Source organism: Natronobacillus azotifigens (assembly GCF_026805325.1).
Taxonomy (GTDB): Bacteria; Bacillota; Bacilli; order Bacillales; family Amphibacillaceae; genus Natronobacillus; species Natronobacillus azotifigens.
Genome location: NZ_JAPRAT010000017.1, coordinates 74,358 through 81,296, shown reverse-complemented (window position 1 = coordinate 81,296; position 6,939 = coordinate 74,358). Strand labels below are relative to the sequence as shown.

At 36.5% G+C, this 6,939-nt stretch carries 6 protein-coding genes and 1 rRNA gene; all 7 read left to right on the top strand.

Annotated features, from left to right (window positions below; genetic code table 11):
- The first annotated feature begins 5 nt into the window (after positions 1-5).
- The 7 genes from rrf to clpC all read left to right on the top strand — a co-directional run bounded on the left by rrf (position 6) and on the right by clpC (position 6,800).
- Positions 6-121, top strand: a 5S ribosomal RNA gene (rrf, locus tag OWO01_RS09800).
- A gap of 279 nt (positions 122-400) precedes the next feature.
- Entirely contained in the window at positions 401-1,243 is an 843-nt protein-coding gene (locus OWO01_RS09795; protein ID WP_268780272.1) for a DegV family protein, read from the top strand.
- Positions 1,244-1,456: 213 nt separating this feature from the next.
- The gene (locus OWO01_RS09790; protein ID WP_418936212.1) at positions 1,457-2,110 is read left to right on the top strand and encodes an MgtC/SapB family protein; all 654 of its coding nucleotides are present in this window, start codon (positions 1,457-1,459) and stop codon (positions 2,108-2,110) included.
- 100 nt (positions 2,111-2,210) lie between these two features.
- The gene (locus OWO01_RS09785) at positions 2,211-2,675 is read left to right on the top strand and encodes a CtsR family transcriptional regulator (protein ID WP_268780271.1); all 465 of its coding nucleotides are present in this window, start codon (positions 2,211-2,213) and stop codon (positions 2,673-2,675) included.
- A 59-nt stretch (positions 2,676-2,734) separates the two neighbouring features.
- Positions 2,735-3,286: a protein-arginine kinase activator protein McsA gene (locus tag OWO01_RS09780; RefSeq protein ID WP_268780270.1), complete on the top strand. Its 552-nt coding sequence runs from the start codon at positions 2,735-2,737 to the stop codon at positions 3,284-3,286.
- Positions 3,286-4,353 (top strand): protein-arginine kinase McsB, encoded by a 1,068-nt coding sequence (locus tag OWO01_RS09775; RefSeq protein WP_268780269.1) that lies wholly within the window; start codon positions 3,286-3,288, stop codon positions 4,351-4,353. The genes OWO01_RS09780 and OWO01_RS09775 overlap by 1 nt, the downstream gene beginning before the upstream one ends.
- A gap of 17 nt (positions 4,354-4,370) precedes the next feature.
- The gene (gene clpC / locus OWO01_RS09770; RefSeq protein ID WP_268780268.1) at positions 4,371-6,800 is read left to right on the top strand and encodes an ATP-dependent protease ATP-binding subunit ClpC; all 2,430 of its coding nucleotides are present in this window, start codon (positions 4,371-4,373) and stop codon (positions 6,798-6,800) included.
- Positions 6,801-6,939 lie beyond the last annotated feature (139 nt).

The following is a 6,939-nucleotide window of genomic DNA, read 5'->3' as shown; positions in this document are numbered from 1 at the left end:
TAATGTTTAGTGACAATAGCGAAGAGGTCACACCTGTTCCCATGCCGAACACAGCAGTTAAGCTCTTCAGCGCCGATGGTAGTTGGGGCCTTGCCCCTGCAAGAGTAGGACGTCGCTATGCAAAAAAGAAAAACCTTTCAAGAGATTTTATTCTTCTTGAAAGGTTTTTTATTTTAAAAAAATTCTTTTATGTTTTCACGATAATTGTTTTAAAAACCCGAAAAAGGGTAAATATATTTACTATAAATCAAACGTGTACACACTATTAAATAATAATTTTACTTATATACTGTCATATTAGAAAATTCACTATCATTTCAATAGGAATGTGTGGTATCTTAATAGTAGTTACTAAGATCAAGTATTAATATAAATTCCATCAAAAAGGGGAAACTTAAAAATGAAAAAAATCGCTTGGATAACGGACAGTACATGTGGATTATCTCAAGAGTTTATTGATAAACATAATATCCATGTACTACCTATGATTGTGAATATTAATGATATCTCATACCGTGAAGACATTGATATTACCAAAAATCAAGTTTATGAATTATTAAGAGAGCATGGGGAGGGAGCTAAAACTAGTCAACCTCCATACGGCGAGTTTGTTGAATTATATGAAAAATTAAAAGACGAATATGATTTAGGCATTGCTATTCATGCTTCTAGTGCGTTAACAGGAACTTACCAAAGTTCTATTAGTGCATCAAAAATGTATGACTTTCCTGTTGAGGTTATTGATTCTAAAATCGGTTCCTATGCTTTAGGGAAAATGATTTCGAACGGTATTGAACTTCAAGCAGCGGGTAAAACATATGAGCAGATTGTTGAAAAACTTAGAACATACCCAGACCAAACAGAAATGTACTTGTTGCCGAGAAACTTAGAGCAGCTAAAAAGAAGTGGAAGAGTATCAACAACGCAGACTGTTTTTGCTAACTTACTCAATATTAACTTGTTATTAAAATTTGAGAATGGAAAAGTAATCGTAGAAGACAAAATACGAAGCAAGAAAAAGGCTGTACGAAGAGTATTTCAAATCATCGAACAAGCAATAGAAGAGAAAAAGTTTAAGGAAATGTGCATCCTACATGCTGGTGTTAAAGAAGAAGCGTTGAAATGGAAAGAAGAGTTGGAGCAATTATATGAAGGTGTTAAATTTAAAGTGGAGACACTAGTTCCTGTTGCTGGCGTACACACTGGTTACGGTACTCTATCAGTTTCTTGGTTAAAAGAATAAATGATCAGATGGAAAACAGGCCGCCTTAAATGGTGGTCTGTTTTCTTTAAATAAAAGAAGAAAATATGCTATTTTATTTATAAATAGGGCAAACGAAAGCATAACCTTAAAGTATGTAGTTATTATTATGTGAAAGAAGGTGTATTTCGTTATTATAACGAAAAAAATATGGGACAAATGATAAATGCTATCTTTGATCAAGAATTTATATTAATGAGCTCAAGAATTATTATTGCATTAGTTTTATCGGGTTTAATTGGTTTTGAACGTGAAATGAATAAGCATTCCGCAGGGTTTCGCACGCACATATTAGTAGGTGTTAGTTCTTGTTCGATGATGCTACTTTCGCTATATGGTTTTACGGAGTATTTAGATAATTACGGAGATGCTGTTCGTTTTGACCCAGCCCGGGTTCCCTCCTACGTGATAAGTGGGATCGGGTTCTTAGGTGCAGGAACAATTATTGTTAACGGAATGACAGTTAGAGGTTTAACAACCGCTGCCTCTATCTGGGCAGTTGCGGGATTAGGGCTTGTTGTTGGAGCTGGCATGTATAAAGTGGCAGTACTTTCGACTATAATAATTCTGTTAAGCTTAATCTTTTTAAATAATTTTGAAAGAATATTAGCTAAAAATGCTCAAAGATCTATTTTCCAAATTTCTATTCGTTCTATTATGGACATTGAGAAATTATTTGTTAAATTAAATCAGTTTGATTTGAAGATAAAACAGGTAGAAATAAATAATGACAATGAATTTGATCCTGTTATTCAATTAAAGATTGAAATAGGGAAAAGCACAAACAAAGCTACATTGTATCATCAAATTCTAGACATCGAAGAAGTGAAACAAGTAAAAGAATTATAAGCAACATGTATGGACAGTGTTTTTTTGTTTGCAAGTTATTTTTGATTAGGTATAATATACTTATAGTCAAAGATAGTCAAAGTCAATGAGGAGGAGGCCAATGCACAACATTTCTGACGTGATTGAAGCACATCTGAAAAAAGTTATTGAACGCAATACCCATAACATTGTTGAGATTAAACGTAGCGAGATAGCTGATCAGTTTGCCTGTGTTCCTTCCCAAATTAACTATGTGATCAATACCCGTTTTACGATAGAAAGAGGTTACTTGGTGGAAAGTAAACGCGGTGGTGGCGGTTATATTCGAATTACGAAGATTATGAATAAAGATAAATCAGAATTAATCGATGAAATCATTGAACTTGTCCAACCAGAAGTCACACAACAAACAGCAATAGCAGTGATTGAACGAATGTTAGAAGACAAGCTCATTACAAAAAGAGAAGCAAAGATTATGATTAGTGTGATTACTCGTGAGACATTGGCATTTAATCTTCCTATTCGTGATGAAGTAAGATCGCGTGTGATGACTGCAATGCTAACTACGTTAAAATTTGAAGTATGAATCGTTTCATAAGTTAATCAGTAATTGAATATCTGTCTAGTTGAAGGGAGAGATCGTGAATGGATTGTGAAGTTTGTCATGAGCGTCCTGCAACATTACATTTAACTAACTTTATCAATGGGAAAAAAACAGAGGTTCACGTGTGCCAACATTGTGCACAAGAAAAAGGTTATCTAGAAACAGACGAAGAAACATACTCTATTCATGATTTGTTATCTGGTCTATTTAATTTTAATTCCACATTTACTAATCATCAAGAATCAAATACACAGGAAGCTACGCATAAAGTATGTAAACATTGCGGAATATCTTATCAACAGTTTGCGAAAATTGGTAAGTTTGGTTGTGGTGAATGCTATCGAGAGTTCTCTGAGCACCTTAATCCGATATTTAGACGAGTGCACAGTGGAAATACCGTCCATCGTGGCAAGATTCCGAAGCGTCAGTACGTTAATTTGCAAAAGAAACGTCTTTTGGATGATTATCGAAAAGAACTTCAACGACTCATTGAACAAGAGAAATTTGAAGAAGCAGCAGAAGTACGTGATAAGATAAAAGCTATCGATCAAGAGACAGTTGTGGAAGATCGTAACAAGGATGGTGAGGCATAGTGTCTTTACAATCTTTTATCAATGAAGCAATCAGTCCATGGATGCAAGAGGATGGACCTGATAATGATATTGTAATGAGTACAAGGGTTAGATTGGCAAGAAATTTTTCAAATGTTCCTTTTCCTCTGACGGCCAACAAGGAAAAGTTATCTGTCGTTTCTAATACGTTAAAAACTCACTTTGAAAATCAGTCTTTTGAACAATATGAAAATCTAGAGTTTTTTTCGATGGAGCAGATGCAAGCATTAGAGAAACGAGTACTAGTAGAAAAACACTTGATAAGTCCTCATCTAGTCGAAAAAGACTTAGAGAGTGGCGTCTTAATTTCTAATAATGAACAAGTATCTTTAATGATCAATGAGGAAGATCATATTCGATTGCAATTATATTTTCCAGGTTTACAATTAGATCGCGGGTTAAAAGAAGCCTTTCGTTTTGATGACTGGTTGGAGGAAAAAATCAATTATGCTTTTGAAGAAAAACGTGGCTACCTTACGAGTTGTCCTACCAATGCAGGGACAGGATTGCGCGCATCGGTAATGATGCATTTACCGGCATTAACGTTGACAAGAAAAATGAGTAAGATGATTCCAGCGATTAATCAACTAGGATTAGTGGTAAGAGGTATGTATGGTGAAGGAAGTGAAGCCTTGGGGAACATTTATCAAATCTCCAATCAGATTACCCTAGGCAGATCAGAGCAAGATATCATCGAAGACCTTCAAAGTGTAGTTGAAAAAATGATTGAGCGCGAACGTTTTGCAAGAAAAATGCTAGTAGAGCAATCAGCGTTGCGTTTAGAAGATCGTATCTTTCGTTCATATGGAACGTTAAAATATAGTAGGATTATGGAGTCCAAAGAAGCAGCAACTTGCTTATCCGATCTTAGGTTAGGTATTGATGTCGGCTATATTGATCATTTATCAAAAACAATTTTAAATGAATTAATGGTTCTAACCCAACCAGGGTTTCTTCAACAATATGCGAAAGAAACATTGAATGCACAACAAAGAGATATTAGGCGAGCATCAATCATTAGAGAGCGTTTAAGTCTAGAAAAAGGATGAGCTAGGAGGAATGTAATATGATGTTTGGAAGATTTACAGAGCGTGCGCAAAAAGTATTAGCATTATCGCAAGAAGAAGCAATTCGACTAGGGCATAATAACATCGGTACAGAACATATTTTGCTTGGATTAATCAGTGAGGGTGAAGGGATTGCTGCCAAGGCGCTAAGTAGTCTTGGGTTAGAAACAGAGAAGATTCAGCAAGAAGTGGAAGCATTGATTGGAAAGGGGCAACAAGGGTCTAAGACGATTCATTATACCCCTCGTGCAAAAAAAGTTATTGAGCTTTCCATGGACGAAGCACGCAAGCTAAGTCATACCTATGTGGGAACAGAACATATCTTGTTAGGGCTGATACGGGAAGGCGAAGGAGTAGCTGCTAGGGTATTAAATAATCTCGGTGTAAGCCTGAATAAAGCACGTCAGCAAGTTCTGCAGTTACTAGGCAGTAATGAAACGACTAGAAAACACCAAAGCAGAAATGGCCAATCTACGCCAGCAAACACACCAACACTAGACTCTTTAGCTCGTGATCTTACAGTGACTGCGAAAGAGGGGAATATTGATCCAGTGATTGGTCGGGGAAAAGAAATCGAACGAGTGATTCAAGTTCTAAGTAGAAGAACGAAGAACAACCCAGTTTTAATTGGTGAGCCTGGGGTAGGTAAAACGGCAATCGCTGAAGGCTTGGCGCAACAAATTGTCGACAATGAAGTGCCAGAAATTTTACGAGAAAAACGTGTAATGACATTAGATATGGGTACAGTTGTTGCTGGAACGAAATACCGAGGTGAATTTGAAGATCGTTTGAAAAAAGTAATGGAAGAAATTCGTCAAGCAGGCAATGTTATTTTGTTTATTGATGAATTGCATACCCTTATTGGAGCGGGTGGTGCTGAAGGGGCAATTGATGCATCGAATATCTTAAAACCATCTCTTGCACGTGGTGAGCTTCAATGTATTGGCGCTACAACCTTAGATGAGTACCGCAAGTATATTGAAAAGGATGCTGCATTAGAACGTCGCTTTCAACCAATTCAAGTTAATGAGCCAACCCAAGAACAATCGGTTCAAATCTTAAAGGGCTTACGTGATCGTTATGAAGCGCATCATCGTGTAACGATTACAGATGAGGCGATCGAAGCGGCAACGAGTCTTTCTAGCCGTTATATAACGGATCGTTTTTTACCGGATAAAGCAATTGACCTTATTGATGAAGCGGCTTCTAAAGTGCGTCTACGTTCTTATACAGCACCACCAAATTTAAAAGAGCTTGAACAAAGTTTGGCGGAAATTAAAAAGGAAAAAGATGCAGCCGTTCAAAGTCAAGAGTTTGAAAAAGCAGCTTCTTTACGAGATAGTGAGCAGAAGTTAAAGAAGGAATTAGAATCTACAAAGGGAAAATGGAAAGAGAAACAAGGCCAAGAGAATTCTGAGGTAACTGTGGAAGACATCGCTTCTGTTGTATCAACGTGGACAGGAGTACCTGTATCTGCTTTAACCAAAGATGAAAGTACAAGATTGTTAAATTTAGAGTCTGTACTACATGATCGTGTAATAGGTCAAGAAGAGGCTGTTGATGCAGTTGCTAAAGCCATTAGACGTGCCCGTGCTGGATTAAAAGATCCGAAACGTCCAATCGGTTCCTTTATCTTCTTAGGGCCAACTGGTGTAGGGAAAACAGAGTTAGCCAGAGCATTAGCCGAATCCATGTTTGGTGATGAAGATGCAATGATTCGTGTAGATATGTCTGAATACATGGAAAAACATACAACTTCACGTTTAGTAGGATCGCCTCCAGGTTATGTAGGGTATGAAGAAGGTGGTCAGCTAACCGAAAAAGTTAGAAGAAAACCTTATTCGGTAGTTTTACTAGATGAGATTGAGAAAGCACACCCAGAAGTATTTAATATTTTACTTCAAGTATTAGAGGATGGCCGATTAACGGACTCGAAAGGGCGTCTGGTAGATTTCCGTAATACGGTTTTAATCATGACTTCCAATGTTGGTGCAAGTGAGTTAAAGCAAAACAAATATGTTGGCTTTACGATCGATGATCACGAAGCAGATTATAAGGATATGAAATTAAAAGTGACAGAAGAGTTGAAGAAAGCCTTTCGTCCTGAATTCCTCAATCGAATTGATGAAACGATTGTTTTCCACTCTCTAGAGAAAAAACATATGAAAGACATTGTTACGCTCATGTTGCAACAATTACAAAAACGTCTAGTTGAGCAAGGCATAGATTTCCATTTGTCTGATAAAGCGGTGGAAAAAATAGCTACAGAAGGATTTGATCCAGAATATGGAGCGCGACCTCTGCGTCGTTCGATTCAAAAGAATGTAGAAGATTTATTATCGGAAGCACTGTTGCGAGATGAGATTAAAAAAGGAGAAAAAGTGAGAATTGGTCTAAATAGTAAAGGGAAGTTTATTATTTTGGATTAAATCCTCATAAAAAATCTGTATAAAATCGGAAGAATATTTTATTCTTCCGATTTTTCTTTTTACAATGATACTGTTAGAATTAAATTACATTAAATTTACACAAACAATTCATTAACATGTAACGTTACGCGGATGGTAT

Excerpts from the sequence above, each read along its gene's own strand:
- OWO01_RS09795 (WP_268780272.1), top strand. The coding sequence starts at position 401 with ATGAAAAAAATCGCTTGGATAACGGACAGTACATGTGGATTATCTCAA.
- OWO01_RS09790 (WP_418936212.1), top strand. The coding sequence starts at position 1,457 with ATGAGCTCAAGAATTATTATTGCATTAGTTTTATCGGGTTTAATTGGT.
- OWO01_RS09785 (WP_268780271.1), top strand. The coding sequence starts at position 2,211 with ATGCACAACATTTCTGACGTGATTGAAGCACATCTGAAAAAAGTTATT.
- OWO01_RS09780 (WP_268780270.1), top strand. The coding sequence starts at position 2,735 with ATGGATTGTGAAGTTTGTCATGAGCGTCCTGCAACATTACATTTAACT.
- clpC (WP_268780268.1), top strand. The coding sequence starts at position 4,371 with ATGATGTTTGGAAGATTTACAGAGCGTGCGCAAAAAGTATTAGCATTA.